The organism is Rhodococcus sp. AH-ZY2 (assembly GCF_030916465.1).
Taxonomy (GTDB): Bacteria; Actinomycetota; Actinomycetes; order Mycobacteriales; family Mycobacteriaceae; genus Rhodococcus; species Rhodococcus ruber.
The window spans coordinates 4,738,101-4,761,595 of the sequence record NZ_CP126458.1 but is presented as its reverse complement, the minus strand read 5'-3'; the positions used below and the strand labels follow the sequence as shown (position 1 = coordinate 4,761,595).

Below are 23,495 nucleotides of genomic sequence, written 5' to 3'. Positions count from 1 at the left end.
GTGATCGTTCGGATTGTGACTGCGTGCACTGCCGTACGTCAACTCCGCTGTGGGACAGGGCCGATCGGGAAAATCGATCAGGCAGAAGCTATTTCACTCAGTGAAAACGACCGTTGTGTCGGCGGTCCCGAGATGGATCAGACGCGCTCGGTGTGGGCCGCGAGAGTGAAAGGCGATCCCCGGAACGACGGGACCGAGCGGAGCCTGCGCCGCGCGCGCAACCGAATCCTCGCGCCGAATCGGATTGCGCTGCGGTCGTGCAGGGCATCCCCGGATCGCGGTCGACGGTCGCACCCGGACGGCCTCGGAGGTCGCGGCTCAGGTTCCGGTGCCGGAGGGGTGGTGGAACGGGAGGTCCTGCAGGTGAACTCGCTCGGGTTCGATGAGCGAGACGATCGCCGAGCGCATCGGGAAGTCGGTGCCGACGTAGCGGTTGCTCATCCGGTCCATGATCTCGACCGCTTCGTCGCCCTGGAGTTCCTCGACGACCCGGCCGCGGACGACGACCGACCGATACGGATTGTGCTCGTCGCAGACCGACACGGCGACGCGCCCGTCACGGCGTAGATTGGCGACCTTCCGGTTCTCGCGAGCGGAGAAGATCGCCAAGCGATCACCCTCGACCGCAATCCACACGGGAGAGACATGCGGTGAGCCGTCGGGCATGAGCGTCGCGACGTGTGCCATGTTCCGCGCCCCGAGCAGAGCCCGCACCTCGGCGGACAGTTCGGCCATGACCGGCAGCCTACTCGCGCCCACATGGATGCACAGGCTGTTGCCGCAGGACAGGGGGACCGCCCCCGGACGACGGTGCTGCCCGAGCGGAACGACGCGGGGGACAGAAGCCTCGACCGCGTATCGCGGCCCCTCCCGCGATACGGACATGTAACACGACCGAGTCCCCGAGCGACGTTCCGTCCGACGCGTCGACACCGCAACCGGGGTCGTCGGCACGGACCGAGATCGGATGGGGTGGGACCATGGCACTCGATTGGGCGGTGCGAAACAAGCGGATTGCCGCGGCTGCGGTGGCTCCCGTGGCGCTGGGCGCGGCGGCGGTGATAGCGGTGGCGGTCTCGGAACCGTCGGCGCCGTCGACGACCCCGACGACGCTGACCGCGTCGGTCACCGAGTGCCACGACATGGTGAGCATCGCGGTCGGCGGGCGCAACGACAGCCCCCGCCCCGGAACGCATGCGATGCTCCTCGACGCCGACGGGAACCCTCTGCCCGCCGCATCGTCCACCGACTTCAGCAGCCCCTGGGTCGACGAGGTCGTCAACGCGCCGCGCGACGACGTCCCGGAGGGCTCCTACTCCGCGGTGTACGTCGAGTACCCGGCGAACATGTCGTCGTACGACGACGCCGTCGAGACCGGCGTGGACAACGCCCAGACCGTGATGCAGGCGATCCGCGAGGCATGCCCGGACACGAAGTTCGCCGTCGTCGGGTACAGCGAGGGCGCCGATGTGGCGCGCCGGGTGGCGATGGAGATCGGTAACCAGGAGGTCGCCGAGGACGGGTCGTACGAGATCGTCGATCCGGATTCGGTCGTGGGTGTGGTCATCCTGGCCGACGCCGGTCGTGAGGCGGGCGAGGGACCGTTCCCCGGCGCGGAGGACGAGTTCCGCAACCCGGACGGGTTCGACCTCGCCTACCAGTCGGGCCGCAACAGCGCGTCGGGCAGCGGTTCGCTGCCGGGCACCTCGGGCAGCTTCGGGGCGCTGGACGGCAAGGTGGCGTCGTTCTGCTCGGAGGGCGACCTCACGTGTTCTGCCCCGGAGAACATCGCCCTGCTGCAGCTCGCGGTGAACGTGGGCCGGCAGTTGAACGTCGACGCGCTCGAGCGCGAGGGCCTCACGCCGCAGACCGCGCTGGACGTCGCCACGGTCCTCGGGCGGATCGCCATGGCCGCGTTCGCCGACATCCAGTCGCAGGAGAACTGGATGCAGAGCGACGAGACGTTCCTCGACGTGCTCATCAAGGTGTCGGATCCGTCCTACGAGCCGGCCGTCCGCGATGTCGCCTCGGACGGCACGGACGACGAGATCACCTCCGGTGAGCTGATCGACCTGGCCTATCTGCCGGCGAAGCTCCGCAACGAGGTCATCGGGTTCCTCGCCGACAACGAGAACACCCTCGAGGTGGCGCTGAGCGATCCCTACCAGCAGACCCTCGGTCCCGATACCGGGCACCACTTCGACTACTGGCGCGACTCCGACCCCGAGAACGGCAAGCCCCTGACCTCGGCGCAGTACGCGGCAGCCTGGCTGACGCACCTGGCGAAGCAGGCCGAGAGCGGCGAGCTCGACAAGGCCGAGGCCGAGTCGACCGCCCCGAAGCTCGTCGTCTCGTCGAAGCCGATCGATCCGGCGCCGATCCCGCCGACGGCGGACGAGGACGCGGAGAAGACCGCCGCCGAGGCAACCACGTCCGCCCCGACGACCACCTCGCGGACCCCGGCCGCGACCACCACGACGGCAGCGTCGCCGGCGCCCGTCCAGGCCCCGGCTCCCGCCCCGGCGGCGGCCCCCGCTCCGACGACGACCACGCCGTCCCCGGTCCCGTCGCCCGCGGTGCAGTCCCCGGCTCCGGCCGTCGAGCCGCTGCCGCCGGTCGAGTCCACGACGACGGAGTCGAGCGCCCCCGAGACCACGACGCCGGCGGCCACCACCACCGCGACGACCACGGCGGTGCCTCAGCCGTAGGCGGGTCGAAGGCTCGCCTCGCGGATCGTCCTGGCCCTGGTCGTCGACGCGACGACCAGGGCCACCGCGGAGAAGGCGGGCAGCGGGTGACCCAGCAGCACCGCGACGGTCAGATCGGCGGCCACTGCGCCCGTCGCCATCATGAAGACCCACGGCGGCGCGGCGGGCAGTTTCGCCTTCCCGGTCGTCCAGGGGGTGCGGGACCAGGGTTTCGCGACCGACAGCCACGCCTGGAAGGCGAGCGCGCCGACCATCAGCGCGGTGCCCGCGATCATCGGCCCCGCCGGTCCGGACGCGTCGTCGCGGGCGGCGGCCACCGAACTGTTCAGGCCCGCCGACAGCAGGAAGATTCCGAGGTTCACCTGGACCACGGTGAGGACGAACTTGATCGCGACCCACCAGTAGCGCAGGAAGCCCCACGGCGTCGCCGCCGCGAGCAGGAAGCCCGTGAACGCCGACGCGTTGGCCAGCGGGGCGAGCAGCGTGCTGTCGAGGTGCTGCGCCATCGTCGTTCCGGCCACCCGCACCGCGGGATCCACCGCGGTGCGGCTCAGTGTCAGCAGGACGAGCAGCGCGAGGGCCTGGCTCATCCATCCCACGGATGTGACCACGTGCAGCCACACCGTCGCCTGCCGCCACCGCTGCCCCGGACGCTTCGCCATGTGGTCCACTGTCGCCCGGCACACGCTGGAGCGAATCCGGGATCACCCGGAGAATCCCCCTGAAATCTGGCGCTGAAATCTGGTGCTGAAATCTGGTGCCCGGGTTCAGCCGTGCTCGATGTACGACTCGAGTTGGTCGCGTTCGCACTGCAGTTCGTCGATCCGGCTCTTCACGACGTCGCCGATGCTGACGATCCCCACCATGCGGCCGTCCACCACGACGGGCAGATGCCGGATCCGGCGTTCGGTCATGGTCTCGGCGAGGCTGTCCACCGTATCGGTGGGCAGGCAGGTGGACACCGTCGTGCTCATGATGTCCCGGACGCGGGCGTCGAGCAGGGCGGGACCGTGCTGGTGGAGCCGGCGCACGACGTCGCGTTCGGAGACGATGCCGATCACGGCGCCGCCCTCCATCACGACGAGGGCGCCCACATTGTTGCGGGCCAGTTCGCCGATCATGTCTTCGACCGAGAGGTCCGGATCCACCGTGGCCACGACCGGCCCCTTGTTCCGCAGCACGTCCGCGATCCGCATCCCGGTACCCCGATCCATCCGTTCCCACCCGCCGTGACGGCGATCGATGGTTGTCGATCTTATTCCCGCAGATCGGCGAAACCCCGTGTGGTTATTCAGTCGTGACTCGGCGCCCGGACCTTCGCCCCGGATCGTTATCCGGTGGTGTCGCCCATCACGGCGCCCTCTCGACGGGGGTCCGCGCCGCCGATCCACCCGGTCTCGTCCCGCCGCAGCGCGCTGAGCCCGCTGGACTGGGGGAGCACCGCCACCTGATGACCTCGTGCGCGCAACTCGGCGACCAGCGGATCGCGGGCCCCGTCGTCGCTGCCGTCGATCGCCGGGTGCTCGCCGCCGACCCCGGTGACGGGCGTGTTGGCCGCGCCGAAGGCGACCGCCGACACCGCCTGCTGGGGATCCAGGCCCCAGTCGAGCATGCCGACGAGGGTCTTGACCACGAACTGGATGATGACGGAACCACCCGGCGAGCCGACGACGATGCGCACGTCACCGCGGGTGCCGTCGGGGTTGCGGTCGAACACGAGGGTCGGTGCCATCGAACTGCGCGGCCGCTTGCCCGGTTCGACGCGGTTGGCCACCGGGACCCCGGCCTCGTCCACGGGTTCGGCGGCGAAATCCGTCAGCTGGTTGTTCAACAGGAAGCCGTCGACCATGTGGAACGAGCCGAACGCCGATTCGATCGTCGTGGTCATCGAGGCCACGTTGCCGTATTCGTCCGCGATGGAGATGTGACTGGTGCCGTGTTCGCGGTCCTGCGCCGGAACCCCCAGGGGCACCGGCCCGAAGTCGCCGGGCTGTGCCGTGCCCATGCTCCGGCCCGGGTCGATGAGATCGGCCCGTGCGCGCAGGTAGTTGTCGTCGAGCAGGGTCTGCGGCGAGTTGCCGGGCAGGGGAACGAAGTCCGAGTCCGCCACGTACTTGTCGCGGTCCGCGTACGCGAGCCGCTCGGCCTCGGAGATCAGGTGCACGGCGTCGGCGGTCGGCTCGCCCCCGTTCTCGTCGACCTCGGTCGGTCCCAGCGCGGACACGTCGAAGTTCTCGAGAATGCCCATCGTCGCCGCGACGGCGATGCCTCCCGAGGACGGGTTCGGCATGCCGCAGATCTCGTGCTCCCGGTAGGGCGTGCACACGGGGGTGCGCGTCTTCACCTCGTAGCCGGCGAGGTCGTCGACGGTCATCGTCCCGGGGGTGCGGCCCCCCGTGGCGGTGGCGGTGGCGTCGACGATGTCCTGAGCGAGGGCTCCGGTGTAGAACGCGTCGGCTCCGTCGGACGCGATGGCGCCGAGCGTCTTCGCCATGGCCGGGTTGACCAGGACGGTGCCCGCGGTCTTGGGCGTGCCGTCGGGGTTCAGGAAGTACGCCCGCGCCTCGTCGTCGACGGCGAGGTCGGGCGCCGAGTCGGCGATCGACTCGGCCATCCGGTCGCTGATCACCACCCCGTCGTCGGCGAGGGAAATGGCCGGGTCGAACAACCGGGCCCACTCCGTGCCGCCGTGTTCGCGGTGCACCTCCTCGAGCAGGCGCACCACTCCGGGCACCCCGATCGAGCGGCCGCTGGCCCGGGCGTCGGGCCGGGGCGCGGTGCGGTCGGTGTCGCTGATCCAGCGCAGGTAGTTCTCGGTGGCCGACATCGGCGCCGTCTCCCGGCCGTCGTACGCCTGCACCTGCCCGGACTCCGCGTCGTAGTAGAGCAGGAAGGCGCCGCCGCCGATCCCCGACGACTGGGGCTCCACGAGCCCGAGCACCGTCTGCGCGACGACCAGCGCGTCGGCAACGGTGCCGCCGTCGCGCAGCACCTTGCACGCCGCCTCCGTCGAGACCGGGTTGGCGGTGGACACCGCGTACGACGCGGTCGTCACCGCCGTCATGTCGTCGCGGTAGCCGGTGGCGACCTCGGGGTTGGTGGCCAGGTCCCGGTCACCGGTGGCCGGGGCGGGCGGCGCGGCGGACAGGGGGGTGCCGTTGGGAACCGAGACGCACTCGGCGGGTCCCGCCGGGTCGTCACCGGCCGACGTGCAGGCGCCGAGCAGCGCGACCGACAGGGTCGCGGCGATCGCGACGCGGATCGTGGAGCCCACCTTCGCCACCGGTGTCATCTCGCCGACGGTAACAGCGGCCACCGGTGCCCGAAGTGCTTCCCGCGAGATCCGTTTCGGCCGGGCCGTCGTGCCGGGCCACCGCGTCCAGCCGCGAACCTTCCGGTCACCCGCGTGCGGCACGACTGTTGTGTGTGGCCGATCGGCGCGCGGCTGTGGAGCGTATCCGCTATCCCAGCAGCACAATTCCGGTGAGGGCGATCGCCGAGACCCACACCGTGGATGCGGCGGCGAGCGCGAAGGGCCGCCAGCCCACGCCCCGCAGGACGTCGATACGTACGGCGGTGCCGAGCGCGAACATGGCGGCGGTGAGCAGCGCCGTCTGCGCGAGCCGGGCGACGTCCAGAGCCGGGTCGGGGAGCAGGCCGGTGGCGCGCAGGGCCACGCAGCCGAGGAAGCCGAGCAGGAACAGCGGCACCAGCGGGGGCCGCCGCATTTCGGTCTGCTCGCGGCTGCGGCGGCGGGACACCGCGCCGATCCAGGCGACCACGGGCGCGAGCATCGCGACCCGGGCGAGCTTCACGGTCACGGCCACCGCAAGGGCACTCGCGCCCAGCGCCCCGGCGTTGCCGGCGTCCACGGCTTCCCCCGCGGCGACGACCTGCGCCACCTCGTGGATCGCGGCGCCGGCCCACATGCCGGCCTGGGTGGTGTCGAGTCCCAGCGCGGAGGCCGCGAGCGGCAGGCCGGGGATCATGGCGGTGCCGAAGACGACCACCAGTGCGACGGCGGTGACCACGTGCTGCTTGCGGGCGTCGACGACCCCGTCCACCGCGGCGACGGCGGCGGCGCCGCAGATCGAGAAGCCGCAGGCGACGAGCAGGCGCTGGGTCCAGTCGAGCCCGAGGATCCTGCCCAGTGCCATCGTTCCGGCGATGCCGCCGACCACCACGGCCACGACGAGGCCGAGCACGCCCCAGCCGAGGGCGAGCACGTCGGTGACGAGGAGTTGCAGACCGAGGAGGGCGACCCCGATCCGGAGCAACCGGCGCGAGGCCACGGCCAGGCCGGGTTCGGTGGACGCCGGGAGCGAGGTCGTGTTGGCCAGGAGTGCGCCGAGGACGATGGCGATCAGCAGGGGGCTGATGCCCCCGGCGAGCCGGGCGGCGACGAGGGCCGCCGCTGCCGCCGCAGCACAGACGGCGAGTCCCGGAAGCGGAGCGCGCAGGCGTACCGCGGCCGGGGCCGAGAGCGTCTGGAGAGAAGTGGCCATGGTCTCCACCCTGGCGGGTGGCGTGCGTCGCGGATAGACGGTGTTTCGGCATCACCTCATATCGATTCGATATGAGACAGGGCCGCGGTAGGCACGGCCGCGCCGCCGCGAAGCGAACTTCATCGCCGGTGTGCGAGCGCCCGCACCGCGACGTCTCCCACGGTCTGCAGCGCCTGCACGAGCACGATCAACACCACCACCGCGACCATCAGGACCGGGGTGTTGAAGCGCTGGTACCCGTAGACGATGGCGAAGTCGCCGAGCCCGCCGCCACCGACGACCCCGGCCATCGCGGAGTAGCCGACCAGCAGAACCGCGGTGAGGGTGGCACCGGAGATCAGAGACGAAAGCGATTCGGGAAGAAGTACTTTGGTGACGATCTGCCGGTTCGAGGCCCCCATGGCCCGGGCCGCGTCCACCCGCCCACGCGGAACCTCTCGCAGCGCGCTCTCGACGATGCGGGCAAAGAACGGGATCGCGCCGATCGTCAAGGGGACGAGCGCGGCGGTCGGCCCGATCGCAGTCCCGACCACCAGACGGGTCACACCGATCAGCGCGATCAGCAGGACCAGGAACGGCAGCGAACGGAACACGTTGACCACGGCCCCGACCACGAGATACAGCGTGCGGATCGGGCGCAGCCCGTCCGGCGCGGTCACGTGCAGCAGAACACCCACGAGCACCCCGCCCACGACGGTGAGGAGGAAGGCGACGCCCACCATGTAGAGGGTGTCGAGCGTGGCGGCCCACACCTCGGGCAGGGCGTCGTACCAGCTGAGTTTGTTCATGCCCCGACCCTCGCCACGACGCCGGTCGTCCACGCGACGGTGACGTCGGGCAGGGCGGCGAAGAATCGGTCCACCGCGTCGCGATCCACGTCGCCGTCGAAACGCACGTGCAGCTTGCCGATGTCGGTACCGGCGACACGGTCGACCCGGCCACCGACGACCGCGACGTCGACCCCGACGTCGCGGGAGAGCCGGGACAGCCACGGCGTGGCGACGGCAGAGCCGCGGGCGGTGACGAGCGCGGTCACGTCCCCGTTCTGCTCGCCGACGCCCGCCGGCAGCAGCGCATCACCGAGGCGGGAGAGGGGGTCGGCCACGAGATCGGCCACGGGACCGGATTCGACGATGCGGCCCCCGTCCAGCAGCGCCGCCGACGTGCAGATCCGGCGCACCACGGACAGCTCGTGGGTGACGACGACGATGGTGACGCCGAGGGTCCGGTTGACGGTCGCGATCAGATCGAGCACCTGCTCCGTGGTGGCCGGGTCGAGGGCACTGGTCGCCTCGTCGCACAGCAGGACGTCGGGCTCGGCGGCGAGTGCGCGCGCGACGCCGACGCGCTGCTGCTGCCCGCCGGACAACTGCGAGGGGAAGGCGTCCCGCTTGTCGGTGAGCCCGACCAGCTCGAGCAACGTCTCGGCCCGGTCCCGTCGCTCCGTCCTCCGTACGCCGGCGACCTCGAGCGGAAACTCGACGTTCGCGCGGACGGTGCGGGAGTGCAGGAGGTTGAACTGCTGGAACACGGTGCCGATGCGGCGACGGGACGCGCGCAGCCGGCCTTCGGACAGGTGCGAGAGGTCCTCGCCGCGCAGGAGGATGCGTCCGCTCGTGGGGCGTTCCAGCAGGTTCAGGCACCGCAGCAGCGTGGACTTGCCGGAACCGCTGGGGCCGACGATGCCGAAGACCTCTCCCTCGTCGATCCTCAGGTCGATTCCGCGGAGTGCGTCGATCGTGCCGGTGCCGCCCGTTGCCGGGTACGACTTGGTGAGTCCGTCGACGACGATCACGCGCCGACCTCGTGGACGGGTACGACCGCGCCGTCGTAGTTCTCGGCGATCCAGGCGGCGACCTCGGGCGACTCGAGGGCGTCCGCGAGGGCGGTGACGGCGGGATCGGACGCATCCTCCGATCGCACCACGAGGATGTTCTCGAACGGGTTGTTGTCGACGGATTCCCGCACGATGCTGTCGTCCGCGGGGTTGAGCCCCGCTTCGAGCGCGTAGTTCGAGTTGACGACCGAGGCCGTGATCGCCGGATCGTCGACGGTGCGCGCGAGCTGCGCGCGTTCGAGCTCGACGAACCTCAGGTTCTTCGGATTCGAGACGATGTTCGCGGCAGTGACCGTCGCGATGTCCGCTTCGGACAGCGGCTTGTCGAGTTCGAGCAGGCCCGCCGACTCCAGGAGGTAGAGCGCACGCGCGAAATTGGTCGTGTCCTTCGGCAGCGCGATCGTGTCGCCGTCCTTCAGGTCCGCGACCGCGGCGATCTTGTTCGAGTACAGGCCGAGCGGTTCGAGGTGTACGGCGGCGACCGACTCGAGGTTGTCCACGCCCTTCTGCTGCTGCCAGTCGGCGAGGTACGGGTGGTGCTGGAAGAAGTTGGCGTCGACGTCACCGGCTTCGAGCAACTCGTTCGGGTCCACCTCGCCGGTCACGGGCTTGATGTCGAGGACGACGTCGCCGAGCGCACCGGATTGCCGCACGTGTTCCAGGATTTCGACGTGCGGTGTCGCGGAGGCGGAGATCACGAGCGTGTCCTCACCGGTCCCGGAGGCGGAGCAGGCGGCCAGCCCGGTGGCCAGGGCGACGGCGGAGACCACGGACAGGGTGCGGCGCAGAGTCATTCGGAGTGTTCGCTTTCGTCGAGATCGCCGGGCCGGCCGGCGAGGAGGGGGGAGTTCGAGAGGTCGGCGTGATGGCGCTCGGTGACGTTGGGGTGTGCCCGCAGCCGTGACTTGAGCGCGTTGAGCCCGTACACGGCGTGCAGGGCGTCACCGTGCTCGTCCGCACCCACCCCGCGGGCCTCGGCGGCGAGTGCGCCGGGCAGCGGCACATGCGGCAACGCCTGATCCAGTGCGGGATTGAGGAAGAACGGCAGGGATACCCGGTCGGTGCCGGGAGCCGGCGGAAGGACCCGGTGCGTCGTCGCCTTCAGGTAGCCGCCGGTGGCCAGTTCGAGGAGTTCGCCGATGTTGACGACGAAGTGTCCGGGCAGGGGTTCGACGTCGACCCAGGTGCCGTCGATCTCCACCTGGAAGCCGGTGCTTCCGGGTTCCGGATAGAGCAGCGTGAGAACTCCCACGTCCTTGTGACTGCCCACACCCTGTCCGGTGATCGATCGGTCGTGGCCCGGGTACCGTACGATCTTCAGCAGCGGATCGGGGTCCGCGAACGCGCCGTCGAAGAAATCGGCTGGTGCGGAGAGGGATTCGGACCATGCCCGGAGGAGTCGACGGCCGACCGCGCCGGCCTGCTCGATCCACTGCAGCGCGAGCGTCCGCAGCTGCGGCACCCGGCTCGGCCACAGGTTCGGACCGTGCAGCACCTCCCACGGCCGCTGGGGGTCGAACTGTGCCACCGGAGCCCGTTCGGGGCCGATGTCGAGTTGCTCGCGCCAGTCCACATATCCCTGGGTTCGTTCACCCCCGACGCGGGTGTAGCCGCGGAAATGAGGCGAGTGGGAGTTCTCGATCTCCAGCTTCACGGGGTCGGGCAGGGCGAAGAACGCGCGTGCCGCCGCGATCAGCCGGTCGGCGAGGGCCGGGTCGATGCCGTGGCCGGCCAGGTGGAAGAAGCCGACCTCGTGCGTGACCCGGCGCAGCCGGTCGAGCAGGGCGGCCCGGGTGGCGGCATCGCCGTCGAGGCCTGTGAGGTCGACGACGGGCAGGGTGGTCGAGGGAGGCATCGCAGGGAGTCCTTTCGGGCCACGTCGAGCGCCGGGTGCCCGGGAAACGGGCAACGCGGCACCGGCGGCCGGAGGAGATGTCAGTATCGGGAGACGCGGGTGCGTCCGGTGGGACGGCTGTCAGCGACAACAACACGCCGGGGCGTGCGTGCCCACGACGCGTGCGATCACGACCTGCGCGTGACTGGTGCCGACCATCTTTCCTCCGATGGGCCGCGGGCGCGGCCCGTTCGTGGCGGGAATCCGCCCTCGGTGCTGCCGGACGGTCACGCTATCCAGTGGACGGGTCTCGGACAACCCACGCCCTTTCGGGCGGGTCCGACCTGCACCGATTTCGGATCACGACGATCGCAATCCTGGTCCGCACCCCGGTGCACGGCTACCGTGACGCCGATGCCGAGACGGCGACGTGTCCGGCCGGGCGCAACGGTTCCGATCACCTCGAGGACAACCCTTCGCGGACGCCCACCGGGACGGCAGACTCTGTAGTTCGTGCGCTTCCAGATCCTCGACATCATCTTCAACCCGCCGCATCCGGTCACCGGCGACGTCGTCGCTCCCGCGGAGCGCCTGAACCGCGTCGTCGAGATGGCCGTGCTCGCCGAGCAGCTCGGCATCGACAGTTACTCGGTCGGCGAACGTCATGCCGGCGACGTGCTCTCGTCCAGCCCGATCGTCGTCCTCGGTGCCATCGCACAGGCCACCGAGCGGATCCTGTTGTCCACGGGTGTGACCGTGCTGTCGGTGCTCGATCCCGTGCGCGTCGCCGAGGATCTGTGCACCGTCGATCAGCTGAGCCGGGGCCGCCTCGAGATCGTCATCGGCAAGGGCAACGAGGTGCTCCAGTACCCCCTGTTCGGCCTCGACATCGGCAAACAGTACGACTACCTCACCGAGAACTACGAACTGCTGCGCCGGCTGCTGCGGGAGGAACACGTCGACTGGTCGGGTGAGTACCGAGCGGCACTCGCCGATGTCACGACGCTGCCCCGCCCGTTCGACGGGCCGTTCCGCATCTGGCACGGATCCGCCACGTCGGCGCGGGCAGTGGACCTGGCGGCGAAGTGGGGAGACCCGATCGTGACGGCCAACGCCCTGCAGCCCCGGGAGAACTACAAGGTCCTGATCGATCGATACCGCGAGCACTACGCCGCACACGGTCACGACCCGGCGAAGGCCTACGTCGGATCGGGTTCGGGCGGGTTGTTCCTCGCGGACACCACGGAGAAGGCGATCGAGGAGTACCGGCCCATCTACGAAGGTGCGGTACGCCAGGCCGACAAGAGGAAACATGATCCGGGCGCCGTCGGCAAGACCACCAGCTTCCGCACGATCGAGGAGGCGGTCGAGCGGGGTCCGGCCCTGGTCGGTTCGCCGGATCGCGTGGCCGAGAAGATCCTCGACTACCACGAGTGCTTCGGCCACGTCCTCCAATCCGTATCCGTCAACCACGTGCTCGACTTCGAACGCCAGAAGGACACCCTGCGTCGATTCGCCGAGGAGGTCGTGCCGCTGGTGCGCGCGGAGGTACCGCCGACGACGCTGTGGAGCGAATCCGACACCGAGCGCGCCAGAGGGTTCACCGCCGATTCGCCGGTGGGCAGCCGATAGCGATCCGTCGACCGGCCGGGAACCGGCCAGAAGGGCTCCACTCGTGACCACGTCTCACCCACTCACAGCGAACCCCGGCGCCGGCGCGGATCGGGTGGTCGCTCGCTCCGATGCTCTCGAACGACGCGGTGCTCTCGAACGACGCGGTGCTCTCGAGCGACGCTTCGGTGCTGCCGACACGACCGGTCCCTGGAACGCGGTGCTGGCGACTCAGCTGGCGCACCGGTCGGTGCGCCGGTTCCTCGACCGTCCCGTCCCCGAGGATCATCTGCGCGCCGTCGTCGCCGCCGCGTCGTCCGCGGCCAGCTCGAGCAATCTGCAGCTGTGGTCCGTCGTCGCCGTCACCGACCGCGAGCGGATCGATGCGCTCGCCACCCTTGCGGGCGATCAGGATGCGGTCCGCCACGCGCCGCTCTTCCTGGTCTGGCTCGCAGACTTCGCCCGCTCGGAGCGCATCGCTACGGTCCACGGCCGAGAACTCGTCAACGCGGACTTCGCCGAGGGCACCCTGCTCGGCGTGGTCGACGCGGCCCTGGCCGCGCAGAATGCCGTGGTCGCGGCGGAATCGGTCGGCCTGGGCACCGTGTACATCGGTGGCATCCGCAACGAGCCCGAGCGCGTCGCCGACGTCCTGGAGCTGCCGCAGCGGGTCTTCCCGGTCGTCGGCCTCTCGGTCGGCTTCCCTGATCCCGCGGAGCGGGCCGAGGTCAAGCCGCGCCTCGGATTCGACGTGGTGTGCCACCGGGACCGTTACCGACTCGAGGCGCAGGACGCGGGTATCGTCCGGTACGACACCCGCGCCGAGGACTTCTACCGTGGACAGGGCCTGCCGGGCAGCTGGACCGGGCGAATCGTGGCACGACTGACGGATCCGGGTACCCTGGGATCGCGCCGCCGACTTCGAGACGCGTTGCGCGAAAGGGGTTTCCCGACGAGCTAGGGGCGCCGGCAACCCCGGCACCGCCTCGGCTGTGCCCCGACGAAGACCGTCGGGGACGGCCACGATCGACTGCAGACAGGTGAGGATCGAGCACTATGACCGAAACAGCGTGGAGCCGCAGGCACGTGGACCTGTGCCGCACCCGCTCGTGTCTCTGTGCCTCCTGACCTGAGTACGTGTCTTCCCGACTCCTCCCTCCGTCTCGGTATGTACCTCCTTCAAGGAACGGCTATGTCCCTGTCGATGTCGAATGCCCTCGAATACTCCGCCACCGCCGCATCGGAGCACGCTCCGGGCGTCCGTGGCGACGAATACCGCTCGGCCCTTCGGCGGCACCCCGCCGGGGTCACGATCGTCACTCTCGAATCCGGCTCCGGCCCGGTCGGGTTCACTGCGACGTCCTTCGCTTCGCTCTCCCTCGATCCGCCGCTGGTCTCGTTCAACATCACCGACACGTCGTCGAGCATCGACGCCGTCCGCTCGGCCGAGTCGTTGGTGATCCACCTGTTGGGCGACCATCAGCAGCATCTCGCGCAGCGCTTCGCGCGCAGCGCGGCGGAGCGGTTCTCCGACGAGTCACTCTGGACCCGAATCGAATCCGGTGAACCCGTCCTGCACGGCACGCCGGTCTGGCTCCGGGTTGTCGTCGACCGGTTGATTCCGCTCGGTGACAGCACTCTGGTCGTCGGTGTCGTGGTTCGTGCGCACGAGGACCCGAATTCGGCGGAGGGCAAGAGTATTCCGTTGCTCTACCACGAGGGCGCCTACCACCGCCCCGTCGCATTGGAGGAGTGAATCATGAGTCGCCTGCCGAGTCTCCGGAACGAGTGTCCGAGCTGTCGCCGCACCGCATCGCCCGTCAGCTCGTCGGATCCCCTCCTCGACCGGAGCCTCACATGGAAATCCTCGCCACTCGCAATGACGTAGTCACCGCCGCCGGTGCCGAACTCGTTCTCGTCCTGCGGCTGCCCGACATCGGAACACACTCCTCGCGTGACCTGGCGGCGCTCGCCGACGCCCTTCGCGAGGCCGCCCACGATCTGGTTCCGGGCGTGAGCACCCATACAGTGCTCAGCCCGACCCCCATCCCGTTGATCATCGACCTTCCCGCCCGCGACGTCCTGCTCGACGGCCGGCGAGTGCTGCTCAGCCACAGCGAGTTCGAGATCCTCGCCTATCTCGTCCGCAACCCGAGGACCGTGGTGTCCCGGGCCGTCCTGCGCGACCTCGGCACCGGGGTGCGGGAGGTGGACAGTCGCGGCCGGAACGTCGATGTCCACGTCTCCCGGATCAGGACCAAATTGCAGCAGTTCGGCAGCATCATCTCCACGGTCCGCGGCAGCGGATACCGCTTCGACCCGCACCCGGCCGTTCACATCACGGAACTGCTGACGAGGCGGTGCGCATGACGCCCGGGCACGACGACCTCCCCACAGGTCGCCCTTCGGCGGCCGCACGCGAATCGGAGTGCGAGAGGCAAGGTCTACTGCGGCGGCTGTTCGCCGAGGTCCGGTGGCCGGACGTCGCCACCACCTACGCGGTGATAGAGCTGTGCACATGGTGAGCGCGGTCCGACCAGAACCTCCCGGCAGCGCACCGCGCCGGGATATCCCGAATGTATGTGGAAAGGCCCCTGCGTGAAGACCACCGTCGTCGCCGGCAACCCCAGGCCCGGCTCCCGCACCCTCGACGCCGCCACCCTCCTGGCCACCGAACTCACCGGCTCCGCACCGGACCACGTCGTCGACGTGATCACCCTCGGACCCGGCCTGCTCGGCTGGGGCGACGACGCCGTCACGGCGGCGGTGGACACCGTCGCCGCCTCGGACCTCGTGGTCGTCGCCAGCCCCACCTTCAAGGCCACCTACACCGGCATCCTCAAGCTGCTCCTCGACCAGTTCGCCACCGGCGACGGCCTGCGCGACGTCACCGCCGTGCCGCTCATGCTCGGCGCCGGCCCGGCCCACGCCATGGCCCCGGACCTGCTGCTCGAGCCGGTGCTCGTCGAACTCGGCGCCACCACCCCGGCGCCGGGTCTGTACCTGCTCGACTCCACCTACACCACCGACACGCGGATCGCGGACTACGCCGAGCGCTGGGCGCCTGTCCTGCGATCCGCGTGGCGGTGATCGGGCCGGGTCAGACGACCACGGGCTCGCGGTCGTCCTGATCGGCGGCCTCGAGTTCGCGCACGAGCGGCAGCACCTTCTCGCCGAAGTACTCGATCTCCTCCTGGAAATGGAGGAAGCCGGACAGGATGAGATCGACCCCGCGCCGGCGGTATTCGACGATGCGATGGGCGATCTGCTCAGGCGTGCCGATGAGCTGGGTGCGGAAGCCGTCGTTGTACTGGACCAGGTCCTCGAATGTCGAGTCGGCCCACATACCCTTCTTGTCCCCGGTGGACGCGCCGGCCTGCTGCACGGCGCTGTGGAAGCCCTCGACCGCCGGGCGGTTCGCCTTCTCGATGATCTCGCGGAGCGTGTCGCGCGCTTCCTTCTCGGTGTCGCGGGCGATGATGAACCCGTTGAGGCCGACCTTTACCTCGCGCTGGTGCTCGCGGGCGACGGCGCGCAGGTCGGCGATCTGGTCGCTGATGCCGTCGTAGTCTTTGCCGTTGCTGAAGTACCAGTCCGCGTAGCGGCCACCGTTGGCGATCGCGGCAGTGGAGTTACCGCCCTGGAACAGTTCGGGATTGGGCCGCTCGGGCGTGTTGGCGGGCTTGGGCTTGAGGGTGAAGTCGTGGATGCGGTAGAAGTCGCCGCGGAAGTCGACATCGTCCTCGGTCCAGATCCTGCGCAGCACCTGCAGGAACTCGGCACTGCGGCGGTAGCGTTCGTCGTGCTCGAGCCACGGCTCGCCGAGGTGGGTGAACTCGTCCTTGAACCAGCCGCTGACGACGTTGACGGCGAACCGGCCGCTGGAGAGCTGGTCGGCGGTGGCACCCAGTTTGGCGAGCACCGCCGGCTGCCACAGTCCGGGATGGACGGCGGCGATCACCTTCAGGCGCTCGGTGGCCAGCAGGAGAGCGAGGGAGAAGCTGGTGGACTCGTGCTGGAACTCCGCGCCGTAGCTGGCCTCGTACCGCACCTGGCTGAGTGCGTACTCGAAGCCGTTGTTCTCGGCGGTGCGGGCGAGCCGGACGTTGTAGTCGTAGTCCCAGCTGGTGCGCTGTTCGATGTTCGAGGTGACCAGGCCGCCGCTGACGTTGGGCACCCAGTAGGCGAATTTGATCTCGGGGGTGATGTGTTCGGTCGACATGGGCACCAATTCAAGCGTCCGCACCCGCCGCACCCAATCGTTGGAATCAACCCGATCCCAACCGTCGCGAGCGGTCGCGACGGTCGGGACCGGGTCGTCGTCAGGCGGGCTGGACCGCTGCGCCGGCGAGCGGCGACGCGCTGAAGCCGCCGCTCGGCTGGAACCGCGCCAGCACGTCCTCGGCCGGCTCGCCGGCATGCGCGGTGATGAACGCCAGCACGTCGTCGCGGGTGCCGATGCCGAGCAGCGTGCCGGGTTCGGACAGGAACCCGAACAGCGCGGCGGCCACCGGCTCACTCACGGTCGCCGCGGGGAAGAGCAACTCCGCGTGCACGGCGTACTTCGGATCGCCGAGGAACAACCGGGTCACCTCCGCGGCGGCGTGACCGCGGGCGTCCCAGTGCTTTTCGAACTGCTCCGTGAGCCAGCCGGCGGTGAACTCGCCCTCGTGGCCGCGTGCCGCCTCGACCAGCGCCGCCACCTGCACCACGGTGTTCTGTGCGCCCTGGCCGGCGATGGGGTCGAACGCGATGGCGGTGTCGCCGATCGCGGCGACGACGTGGCCCCCGGCCGTGCGGCCCACCGCCCGCCGCACCGTCGGGGTGACGGCCCCGCGCAGCCACGAGTGCGGATCGGCCTCGATGACCTCGAGCTTCTCCACCTCGGGGGCGTCCTGCGGGAAGTAGTCGCGGTACAGCTCGACGACGGTGCGACGCGCGCTGTGGACGTCGGTGACCGCCTCGAACCGCTCGACCCACGGGCTGCCCGGCTTGGCGAAGCCGAGGAAGCTCCACGTCGGACCCGCGTCCTTGTGCAGGTACGGGCCGAGCCAGGCCTCGCCGTACTCGGTGTGCAGGTTGAACAGGTTGTGGGCGCCCCCCGCCTCGGAGCGGTAACCCCACGTGTCCGGGCCGTGCCCGAGTCCCCGGAGCGTCACCAGCAGCAGGGTGCGCTGGGGCTCGCGGTAGACGGTGCGCTCGGCGTCGACGGGAAACAGCGACGACAGGCCGCCCTTGCCGGTCGCGACGAGCGTCAGGTCGTGCTCGGCGGCGATCGCATCGAGACTCTCCGGCGTCACCGCGCGCACCTCGAACCGGCCACCCCGGTCGAGGAAACGGCCCAGCCGGTCGTCCGCCCGAAGCCGGACGTCGACGCCCTGCGCGACGTACCGGAAATCCGGGTCGAACTCGAGGACCTCGGCGCGGGTGTCGCCGTCGCCCGAGTACAGGCGCGTGCTCATGCCGGTCGAATGGGGTCCGTCGGCGTACAGATCCTCGATGATCCGGGCGTCGGACTCGCGGGACTTGCCGAAGTAGACGGCCGTTCCGGTCGCCGGCACGTCGTTGCGCAGCGACTCGCGATCCCGATCGCTGAGGACGGTGACGTCGAATCCGGCATCGAGGAAGCCGAGCGCGGCCGTGGTCCCGGCCAGTCCGGCGCCGACGACGGCGACGGAACGTCGAGTGGTGGTCATGGAATCTCCTCGTGGTGGGCGGTGATGGATCAGCCGACGTAGGCGCGGTGGCGGTCGGTCACGGTCGAGAGGGGCGCGCCGAGCCGGTAGCGGGCGCCCCGATGCTCGTCGGGGAGGCGGTCGCCCTTGCCGAAGAGCTTGTGGCGCAGCGTTCCCTCGGTGTAGGTCGTCGGGTAGGCACCGCGCTCCTGGAGGACGGGGACGACGTGGGTGATCACGTCCTCGAACGAGCCGGGCGTGACGGCATAGGCGAGGTTGAACCCGTCGACGTCGGTTTCGGCCACCCACTCCTGCAACCGGGTGGCGACGGACTCGCCGGAGCCGACGAAGCGGGGGCCCAGTCCGCCGATGCTCGCCCACTCGGCGATGTCGCGGACGCGCCATTCGCGGCCGTCGTCGTCGGCCTCCTGGAACGCCGCGACCGCGGAGCGGATGGCGTTGCTCTCGACGTTGCCGATCGGCTCGTCGAGGTCGTAGCGGGACAGGTCGATACCCATCCAGCCGGAGGTGAACACCAGCGCGCCCTCGAGGCTGGCGTACCGCTTGTACTCCTCGTGTTTGGCCGCGGCCGCCTCGTCGGTGGCGTCCGTGACGATCGTGGCGAGGGCGTAGATCCGCGCGGAGTACGGATCGCGGCCGGCGTCGACGAGCGCGGCCCGGATGCGGGCCACGGTGTCGCGCAGGACCCGCTTGGACGGCGGCCCGACGAAGATCGCCTCCGCGTTCTCCGCCGCGAAGCGCACGCCGCGCGGCGACGCCCCGGCCTGATAGATCACCGGGGACCGCTGCGGTGACGGTTCGGACAGGTGAATGCCGGGCACCGTGAAATGCGCACCGCGATGCCCGATGTGGTGCACCTTCTCCGGGTCGATGTAGAGGCCGCGCTCGGCGTCCCGGACGACGGCGTCGTCCTCCCAGGAGCCCTCCCACAGCTTGTAGAGCACCTCGAGGTACTCGTCGGCGTGGTCGTAGCGGGTGTCGTGATCGAGCTGGTCGGCCTCGCCGAAGTTGCGGGCCGCGGACGGCAGGTATCCGGTGACGACGTTCCATCCGATGCGGCCGCGGGTGAGGTGGTCGAGGGTCGAGAGCCGCCGCGCGAACGGGTAAGGATGCTCGAATCCTGTTCCGGTGGTGATGCCGAAGCCGAGATGCTCGGTCGCCGCGGCCATCGCGGAGACGAGCAGGAGCGGATCGGCCACCGGGACCTGCGCCCCCTGCCGCAGCGCCGCCTCGTCGGTGCCGCCGTAGACGTCGTACGTGCCGAGCACGTCGGCGATGAACAGGCCGTCGAACAGGCCGCGTTCGAGGAGCCGGGCAAGTTCGGTCCAGTACCCGAGGTCGGTGTAGCGATGCGACCGGTCCGCGGGGTGGCGCCACAGTCCGGGGGACTGGTGGGCCACGCAGTTCATGTCGAACGCGTTGAAGCGGATGTGCCGGGTCACGCGATGACTCCGGGGCGACGGCCCGCGCTCCACGCGTAGGGGAGCGGATCTCCGTTGAGCACATGGGCGCCGACGGCCTGCTGCTTGTAGATCAGCGGGTTGTGCGCCGCGACGGTCCGTGCGTTGCGCCAGTGCCGGTCCAGCGCCGCCTCCGACGAGGTGATGGATGCGCCGCCGACCTCGAACAGCTGCGCCGTCGCGTCGAGGACGAGCCCGATCACCACCGACTGGGCGCGGGCGGCGGAAGCCTCGGCGCGGTCGAGCAGTTCGGGGTCGTCGGCGCCCGCGTCGAGAAGGACGTCGAGGTCGTCGGCGACGGCGAGCACGGCGGCGCGGGCACCGAAGGCCGCGGCCGACAGCTTCCCGATCACCTGCTGGACCAGCGGGTCGTGCCGTGGCAGGTCGGCCACGGCGTGGGTGAACGTGCGGGTGCGCGCCCGAACCCAGTCGACGGCGTCGGCCTCGGCGCGCCGGGCGATGCCGGCGAGCACCGCGAGCTGCACCAGCTGCAGGTAGGCGGTCGCGTAGGTGCGGCCCGGGGCGCCGTAGCCGGGCCCGAGGATGCGGTCCTCCGGCACCACGACTCCCGTGAAGGTGGTGGTACCGCTCGCGGTGAGCCGCTGGCCGAAACCGTCCCAGTCGTCGGTCTGCTCGACGCCCTCCTGCCGCGCGTCCACCAGTACCGAGACCCGCTCGCCGTCGCGGTCCGCGGCGACGAGGATGTGGTCGGCGTACAGGCTTCCGGTGCTGTAGTACTTGATTCCGTCGAGGGCCCAGTCGCCGCCCTTGCGGGTGAGGGTCGTGCGGTAGCGGTCGGCGGCACCGACCCCCGGTTCGGTGATGGCGTTGCCGACGAGCGTGCCGTCCGCGGTGGCCGCGAGCCAGTGCCGGGCGCGTTCGTCACCCGCGAGCCGCTGGTCCTCGACGAAGCTCCAGTGCACGCGCAGCGCCTGTGGCAGGTTCGACTCGGCGGCAGCGAGGTCGATCAGCAGGTCGAACAGCTGACGGACCGTGGCACCGAAGCCGCCGAACTCGACCGGTACCCGCAGGGCGCCGAAACGGGCCTCCCGCAGCCACTGCACCTCGTGGAACGGCAGCCGGCGCTCGTGCTCGCGCTGGACGGCTCCCTCGGCGATCCGGTCGAAGGTCGGCCGGAAGCGCTCCCGGAGTTCGTCGTCGGTCACGGCCGGCGTCTGGATCGTTGAACTGCTCACCTGTCATGCTCCTCGGTGTGGCGTCGATGTCGACACAACGATGGACAATCGGGCCCGCGATGGCACCGGTTGCGATCGGCCAGAGTTCAATACTGGCGCCGGGGAACGGGCGTGCGGTCGTCTCAGATCACCCCGTGCCGCGGTGGAGATGTCCCGTCCAGCGTCCAACGGCCGATGTGCTGCAGCTTCCAGCGCGTCGCGTCGTGCAGGGTGTGGGTGCGTGCGTCGCGCCAGTAGCGGGACAGGTTGGCCGCGCCGGATGCGCTTCGGGTGCCGCCCAGTTCGAACACCGCGTTCGCGGCGTCGAGCGCGGCGCGGGTCGCCGCGACCTTCGCGGTGGCGACGTCGATCGATGCCGCCGCGGCGGTGTCGGCGTCGAGGTCGGCGCGCGCGGAGTCCACCGCGCGGGCCGCGACGGTCAGCAGGGCCTGGGCCGCCCGCACCGTGACCGTCACCTCGCCGGCGAGGTGAGCCAGTAGCGGATCGTCCACCGCGCGGTCGACTCCCGCCTCGAAGTGGGGACGGGCGCGGCCGGCCTGCACGACCGCCTCGCGCAGGGCGCCGGTCGCAATCCCCACGTCGATCGCGGCGTGCAGGATCTGTGCCTGTGCCCCGTAGGTGGTGGGCCCGTCGAACAACCCCGAGTACGGGACGATCGACGAGGCGGGCACCGTCACGCCGTCGAGGGTGACGGTGCCACTGGCGGTGGTGCGCTGCCCCATGCCGTCCCAGTCGTCGACGACGGTGAGCCCGGCGGCGTCGCGGGGCACGAACGCCACGGCCTTCGGAGTGCCGCGGCCCGGGGTGCCGCCGTCGCCGACCACACTGGCGCGCACGGCGATCCAGTCCGCGAACAGGGCGCCCGTGCTGTAGAACTTGCGGCCCGAGAGCGTGAAACCCGCACCGGACGGGACGAGCACCGTGGTGTCCACGTCGACGGGATGGGGGCCCCGTTCGCTCTGCGCGTTCGCGAACAGGGCTCCGGACCGCACCTCACCGTAGAAGAACTCCTGCTGATCCGGGGTTCCCTGCGACCGGAGCAGTTCGAGGAAGGTGAAATGGGACTGGGGGATCTGCGCGATACTCGGATCTGCCTCGGCGAGGAGCCGGAAGATCTCCACGAGCGTCTCGGTGGGCACGTCGAGCCCGCCGTACGCGCGGGGCACCGTCACCGCGCCGAGGCCCGATCCGGCGAACTCGCGGATCTGGGTGTGCGGCAGTTCGCGGTTCGCGTCGCGGAGCGTGGCGTTCTCGGCGAATCGCCGGCCCAGCACCGTGGCCGTCTCGAGCGCGTGGTCGCCGTCGACGATCCCGGATGTGACCTCGGCAGTGCCCATCTCAGCGGACCCCGGCGGGAAGGAAGGGAACGCTTCCGGATACGGCGCCGCCGGCACCGCCGGTGAACAGTCCGCGTTCCCGCAGGACCGGTAGCACCCCCTCGCCGAACCAGTACAGCTCCTCGAGGTGCGGGTATCCCGAGAGGACGAACTCGTCGATGCCCAGCGCGGCGTATTCGGCGATCCGGTCGGCGACTTCGGTATGGCTGCCGACCAGCGCCGTCCCGGCCCCGCCGCGCACGAGACCCACCCCGGTCCACAGGTTCGGCGCCACCTCCAGGTTACGGGCGTCGCGCCAGTCTCCGCTGCGCCGGTTGTTCTCGTGCAGGGCGAGCATGCGGCGCTGTCCTTCGGACTCACTGCGTGCGAGACCCGCCTGTGCCGCGGTCACCGTGTCGGGGCCGAGTGCCGCGATCAGCCGGTCGGCCTGCGCCCACGCATCGGCGGCGGTGTCCCGGGTGATGACGTGCAGGCGGATGCCGAACCGGATGGTGCGTCCGCGCCGGGAGGCGAGTTCGCGGATCCATGCGATCTTTTCGGCGACGGCCGCCGGCGGCTCACCCCAGGTGAGGTAGACGTCGGCGTGCTCGGCGGCCACCGGGCCCGCCGCGGCGGACGATCCACCGAAGTACAACGGGGGGACAGGGCTCGGGAGCGTGGCCAGCGCGGCTTCCGAGATGTTCAGGTGCGTGCCGGAGTGGGTGACGGTCTCGCCGGCCCACAACCGTCGGACGATCGAGAGGAACTCGTCCGCTCGGGCGTACCGCTCGTCCTTGCCGAGGTGGTCGCCGTACGCGCGCTGCTCGTGGGCCTCGCCGCCCACCACCACGTTGAGCAGGATCCGCCCCGGGGCGTGCAGTGAGAACGTCGCCGCCATCTGCGCGGCGAGGGTGGGGCTGATCAGTCCCGGGCGGAACGCCACGAGGAAGGCGAGTCGCTCGGATTCGCGCGCCACCATTGCCGTGGTGAGGAAGGCGTCCTCGCACCATGCGCCGGTAGGGGTGAGTGCGCCGGCGAATCCGAACTCCTCGGCGGCGCGGGCGATCGACGCCAGGTACCCGACGGTGGCGCGCCGATCACCGCGGGCCGCCCCGGCGGGCGTTCCGTGGCCGCCGCCGACGATCAGGCGGCTGTCGCCGTAGGTGGGAAGAAACCAATGGAATGCGAGGGACATTGTTGCGAGGTTAAGGGCGGGGCGGAGCGCGGGCCACGGTTGAAATCGGTCCGATTCCAATTCTGGTCCGCGCCGGACGGCGCCCGGCGCCCCTGCCGAGCGGGACGCGTGGACCGGACGACGAAAGGCGGGGCGAG

Annotated in this window: 22 protein-coding genes; 7 read left to right on the top strand and 15 right to left on the bottom strand. The window is 70.4% G+C overall.

Annotation, left to right across the window (positions count from 1 at the left end):
* Positions 1-318: 318 nt before the first annotated feature.
* A complete protein-coding gene (locus QNA09_RS22900) occupies positions 319-735 on the bottom strand; it encodes a TIGR03618 family F420-dependent PPOX class oxidoreductase (RefSeq protein WP_010596247.1) in 417 nt (138 codons plus the stop codon).
* A 245-nt stretch (positions 736-980) separates the two neighbouring features.
* On the opposite strand from QNA09_RS22900, the gene QNA09_RS22895 reads away from it, so the two are divergent.
* Complete coding sequence (locus QNA09_RS22895) at positions 981-2,708, top strand: cutinase family protein (RefSeq protein ID WP_119700202.1); 1,728 nt, start codon at positions 981-983, stop codon at positions 2,706-2,708.
* On the opposite strand, the gene QNA09_RS22890 is transcribed toward QNA09_RS22895, so the two are convergent.
* The 8 genes from QNA09_RS22890 to QNA09_RS22855 all read right to left on the bottom strand — a co-directional run bounded on the left by QNA09_RS22890 (position 2,699) and on the right by QNA09_RS22855 (position 10,905).
* A complete protein-coding gene (locus QNA09_RS22890; RefSeq protein ID WP_119700201.1) occupies positions 2,699-3,370 on the bottom strand; it encodes a hypothetical protein in 672 nt (223 codons plus the stop codon). The two genes, QNA09_RS22895 and QNA09_RS22890, sit on opposite strands and share 10 nt — an antisense overlap.
* 105 nt (positions 3,371-3,475) lie before the next feature.
* Positions 3,476-3,904 carry a CBS domain-containing protein gene (locus QNA09_RS22885; protein ID WP_010596244.1) on the bottom strand — a complete coding sequence of 143 codons (429 nt, stop codon included), beginning with the start codon at positions 3,902-3,904 and terminating at the stop codon, positions 3,476-3,478.
* Positions 3,905-4,038: 134 nt separating this feature from the next.
* Complete coding sequence (gene ggt / locus QNA09_RS22880) at positions 4,039-6,000, bottom strand: gamma-glutamyltransferase (RefSeq protein ID WP_119700351.1); 1,962 nt, start codon at positions 5,998-6,000, stop codon at positions 4,039-4,041.
* A 169-nt stretch (positions 6,001-6,169) separates the two neighbouring features.
* Positions 6,170-7,213 (bottom strand): YeiH family protein, encoded by a 1,044-nt coding sequence (locus QNA09_RS22875; protein ID WP_006943674.1) that lies wholly within the window; start codon positions 7,211-7,213, stop codon positions 6,170-6,172.
* Positions 7,214-7,332: 119 nt separating this feature from the next.
* Entirely contained in the window at positions 7,333-8,001 is a 669-nt protein-coding gene (locus QNA09_RS22870) for a methionine ABC transporter permease (RefSeq protein ID WP_029546695.1), read from the bottom strand.
* Entirely contained in the window at positions 7,998-9,008 is a 1,011-nt protein-coding gene (locus QNA09_RS22865) for a methionine ABC transporter ATP-binding protein (RefSeq protein ID WP_102031753.1), read from the bottom strand. Before QNA09_RS22865 ends, QNA09_RS22870 begins: the two co-directional genes overlap by 4 nt.
* Positions 9,005-9,844: a MetQ/NlpA family ABC transporter substrate-binding protein gene (locus QNA09_RS22860; protein WP_006943671.1), complete on the bottom strand. Its 840-nt coding sequence runs from the start codon at positions 9,842-9,844 to the stop codon at positions 9,005-9,007. Before QNA09_RS22860 ends, QNA09_RS22865 begins: the two co-directional genes overlap by 4 nt.
* A complete protein-coding gene (locus QNA09_RS22855; protein ID WP_010596238.1) occupies positions 9,841-10,905 on the bottom strand; it encodes an isopenicillin N synthase family oxygenase in 1,065 nt (354 codons plus the stop codon). The genes QNA09_RS22860 and QNA09_RS22855 overlap by 4 nt, the downstream gene beginning before the upstream one ends.
* Positions 10,906-11,397: 492 nt before the next feature.
* Between QNA09_RS22855 and QNA09_RS22850 the strand changes: the two genes are divergently transcribed.
* The 6 genes from QNA09_RS22850 to QNA09_RS22830 all read left to right on the top strand — a co-directional run bounded on the left by QNA09_RS22850 (position 11,398) and on the right by QNA09_RS22830 (position 15,585).
* Positions 11,398-12,516 (top strand): LLM class flavin-dependent oxidoreductase, encoded by a 1,119-nt coding sequence (locus tag QNA09_RS22850; protein WP_010596237.1) that lies wholly within the window; start codon positions 11,398-11,400, stop codon positions 12,514-12,516.
* A gap of 94 nt (positions 12,517-12,610) precedes the next feature.
* Positions 12,611-13,456 (top strand): NADPH-dependent oxidoreductase, encoded by an 846-nt coding sequence (locus QNA09_RS22845; protein WP_010596236.1) that lies wholly within the window; start codon positions 12,611-12,613, stop codon positions 13,454-13,456.
* 95 nt (positions 13,457-13,551) lie between these two features.
* Positions 13,552-13,623, top strand: coding sequence for a putative leader peptide (locus tag QNA09_RS29205; RefSeq protein WP_353852504.1), 72 nt, complete (start codon positions 13,552-13,554; stop codon positions 13,621-13,623).
* 64 nt (positions 13,624-13,687) lie between these two features.
* Positions 13,688-14,251 carry a flavin reductase family protein gene (locus QNA09_RS22840; protein WP_119700200.1) on the top strand — a complete coding sequence of 188 codons (564 nt, stop codon included), beginning with the start codon at positions 13,688-13,690 and terminating at the stop codon, positions 14,249-14,251.
* 101 nt (positions 14,252-14,352) lie between these two features.
* Complete coding sequence (locus tag QNA09_RS22835; protein ID WP_010596234.1) at positions 14,353-14,865, top strand: winged helix-turn-helix domain-containing protein; 513 nt, start codon at positions 14,353-14,355, stop codon at positions 14,863-14,865.
* A gap of 228 nt (positions 14,866-15,093) precedes the next feature.
* Positions 15,094-15,585 (top strand): NADPH-dependent FMN reductase, encoded by a 492-nt coding sequence (locus QNA09_RS22830; protein ID WP_119700199.1) that lies wholly within the window; start codon positions 15,094-15,096, stop codon positions 15,583-15,585.
* A gap of 10 nt (positions 15,586-15,595) precedes the next feature.
* Here the strand turns inward: QNA09_RS22830 and sfnG are convergent, their stop codons facing one another.
* The 6 genes from sfnG to QNA09_RS22800 all read right to left on the bottom strand — a co-directional run bounded on the left by sfnG (position 15,596) and on the right by QNA09_RS22800 (position 23,358).
* On the bottom strand, positions 15,596-16,717 hold the full coding sequence (gene sfnG / locus QNA09_RS22825; protein WP_010594218.1) for a dimethylsulfone monooxygenase SfnG: 1,122 nt from the start codon (positions 16,715-16,717) through the stop codon (positions 15,596-15,598).
* A gap of 100 nt (positions 16,718-16,817) precedes the next feature.
* Positions 16,818-18,191, bottom strand: coding sequence for a styrene monooxygenase/indole monooxygenase family protein (locus tag QNA09_RS22820; protein ID WP_010594217.1), 1,374 nt, complete (start codon positions 18,189-18,191; stop codon positions 16,818-16,820).
* Positions 18,192-18,220: 29 nt separating this feature from the next.
* Complete coding sequence (locus tag QNA09_RS22815; RefSeq protein WP_006943659.1) at positions 18,221-19,633, bottom strand: LLM class flavin-dependent oxidoreductase; 1,413 nt, start codon at positions 19,631-19,633, stop codon at positions 18,221-18,223.
* On the bottom strand, positions 19,630-20,847 hold the full coding sequence (locus QNA09_RS22810; protein ID WP_010594216.1) for an acyl-CoA dehydrogenase family protein: 1,218 nt from the start codon (positions 20,845-20,847) through the stop codon (positions 19,630-19,632). Before QNA09_RS22810 ends, QNA09_RS22815 begins: the two co-directional genes overlap by 4 nt.
* A gap of 122 nt (positions 20,848-20,969) precedes the next feature.
* Positions 20,970-22,184, bottom strand: a complete 1,215-nt coding sequence (locus QNA09_RS22805) for an SfnB family sulfur acquisition oxidoreductase (protein ID WP_010594215.1) — start codon at positions 22,182-22,184, stop codon at positions 20,970-20,972.
* Between the two features lies 1 nt (position 22,185).
* Positions 22,186-23,358: an LLM class flavin-dependent oxidoreductase gene (locus QNA09_RS22800; protein WP_010594214.1), complete on the bottom strand. Its 1,173-nt coding sequence runs from the start codon at positions 23,356-23,358 to the stop codon at positions 22,186-22,188.
* Between the last annotated feature and the right edge of the window lie 137 nt (positions 23,359-23,495).

Bases quoted from the DNA above. Each gene is read 5' to 3' on its own strand.
- ggt (WP_119700351.1), bottom strand. From the start codon at position 6,000: ATGACACCGGTGGCGAAGGTGGGCTCCACGATCCGCGTCGCGATCGCC.
- QNA09_RS22870 (WP_029546695.1), bottom strand. From the start codon at position 8,001: ATGAACAAACTCAGCTGGTACGACGCCCTGCCCGAGGTGTGGGCCGCC.
- QNA09_RS22800 (WP_010594214.1), bottom strand. From the start codon at position 23,358: ATGTCCCTCGCATTCCATTGGTTTCTTCCCACCTACGGCGACAGCCGC.
- QNA09_RS22895 (WP_119700202.1), top strand. From the start codon at position 981: ATGGCACTCGATTGGGCGGTGCGAAACAAGCGGATTGCCGCGGCTGCG.
- QNA09_RS22855 (WP_010596238.1), bottom strand. From the start codon at position 10,905: ATGCCTCCCTCGACCACCCTGCCCGTCGTCGACCTCACAGGCCTCGAC.
- QNA09_RS22885 (WP_010596244.1), bottom strand. From the start codon at position 3,904: ATGCGGATCGCGGACGTGCTGCGGAACAAGGGGCCGGTCGTGGCCACG.
- QNA09_RS22890 (WP_119700201.1), bottom strand. From the start codon at position 3,370: ATGGCGAAGCGTCCGGGGCAGCGGTGGCGGCAGGCGACGGTGTGGCTG.
- QNA09_RS22860 (WP_006943671.1), bottom strand. From the start codon at position 9,844: ATGACTCTGCGCCGCACCCTGTCCGTGGTCTCCGCCGTCGCCCTGGCC.
- QNA09_RS22840 (WP_119700200.1), top strand. From the start codon at position 13,688: ATGTCCCTGTCGATGTCGAATGCCCTCGAATACTCCGCCACCGCCGCA.
- QNA09_RS22820 (WP_010594217.1), bottom strand. From the start codon at position 18,191: ATGACCACCACTCGACGTTCCGTCGCCGTCGTCGGCGCCGGACTGGCC.
- QNA09_RS22805 (WP_010594215.1), bottom strand. From the start codon at position 22,184: ATGGGCACTGCCGAGGTCACATCCGGGATCGTCGACGGCGACCACGCG.
- QNA09_RS22835 (WP_010596234.1), top strand. From the start codon at position 14,353: ATGGAAATCCTCGCCACTCGCAATGACGTAGTCACCGCCGCCGGTGCC.
- QNA09_RS22900 (WP_010596247.1), bottom strand. From the start codon at position 735: ATGGCCGAACTGTCCGCCGAGGTGCGGGCTCTGCTCGGGGCGCGGAAC.
- QNA09_RS22875 (WP_006943674.1), bottom strand. From the start codon at position 7,213: ATGGCCACTTCTCTCCAGACGCTCTCGGCCCCGGCCGCGGTACGCCTG.
- sfnG (WP_010594218.1), bottom strand. From the start codon at position 16,717: ATGTCGACCGAACACATCACCCCCGAGATCAAATTCGCCTACTGGGTG.